A 1,233-nucleotide genomic window follows, 5' to 3' on the forward strand; every position below is an offset into this window, starting at 1 on the left:
TTAGATTAAGGTGAGTTCGGTGTAAGAAGATTCATTTTTCTGAAAGAATTCGGGATCTGAACTTTATAGATGGATTCCTAAAGTGGGGGAACTACCGCAAATCACCATTTTAAGAACAAATTCTAAAGTTGTAGGAGCTCACACTTTTAGAATATTCTTTCTCATTTTCAATCGCAGAACTTACGTTAGTTATGAACTCCAAGAAGTTCTTGAAGGTTTTTTGAACTCGCACGTTTTTGAGGACGTCGTCTAATGTGTGTGAGTCGGTTTTTAGAGATCCGGCTTTGGTAAGGAGAACAAGTGTTTGCTGGTGATTGGGTTTGGTTTGATGAGTAATGTTCTAAAAATTTGATTTTTCTGTAGATTTAAGGTCCAGCTCATTTTGTAAGTCCCATGAAACTGAGGAACTCCTCGGTTCATTGTATCCACAATAGAATTCCCAATGCCAGAATCTTCCAGCCAAAGCAGGTAGTTAAAAAGAAAACACCTTGAAACCCCGTGCGCAGCCGCCAAAACACCTAAAACCGCCCAAACTCCCGTATTGACATGGATTGTCATCTTTTTCAGAGCTCCGACGCCCCGGTTGTATTTGACCTTGCCTGCTTTCCAGTGAAGTCTATCGCAAGAAGCGATGTATTTAGTGTATCTCTTGAGTAAGAAGGGAAGTTTTTTGGAGAGAGCTTTTTTTTGTAATTCATTCAAACGATTCCAATAACACATCGGAATTAAAAGAGAATCCGAGCCGGTCTCGCCTTCGTTCAAAGCGGATATAATCTTTTTTTGGGAAGAAAGTAAAAGAATGTCCATACCAAAGCGGTTCTCCGCTATAGCATGAGAGAACCGATCGGTGAAAAAAGGGAAAATTTCCCGTCGAGCACCAATAGAAGCGAGACGCTTTAGTTACTTTTTGATAAAGCAAAAAACTAAAGTGCGACTCTCTAAGGATCACTTCCGCAGGTTTTGGGACGCGCTGTAAGTAAAGAAGAAATCTCTCAGGATACACCGATTCTCTTTCAAAATGAAAAATAAAACGAAATCCGAATCAAGATGACTGTCGAAAAAAACGAAACATCCATTTTTATAAAAAGTTTGGTTGCGGATTCGGCTAGGTTTCAATGTTTCCTAAAATGTTTATAAACATCTATTTGCCCTGAAAAACTGCTGGTCTTTTTTCCACAAAAGAAGCGAGGCCTTCTTCTGCGTCTTTGGTTTCCATCAGGGCTAAAAGTTGAG

At 39.7% G+C, this 1,233-nt stretch carries 1 protein-coding gene and 1 pseudogene; both read right to left on the reverse strand.

The genetic code is table 11. The features are described 5' to 3' along the window. Positions 1 to 270: 270 nt before the first annotated feature. Positions 271 to 807, reverse strand: coding sequence for a DUF1564 domain-containing protein (locus tag CLV95_RS18530; RefSeq protein WP_002731682.1), 537 nt, complete (start codon positions 805 to 807; stop codon positions 271 to 273). 334 nt (positions 808 to 1,141) lie between these two features. Beyond that, a pseudogene (locus tag CLV95_RS19600) lies at positions 1,142 to 1,233 on the reverse strand (crotonase/enoyl-CoA hydratase family protein); the annotation flags it as partial.

The organism is Leptospira borgpetersenii serovar Javanica (assembly GCF_003046425.1).
Taxonomy (GTDB): Bacteria; Spirochaetota; Leptospiria; order Leptospirales; family Leptospiraceae; genus Leptospira; species Leptospira borgpetersenii.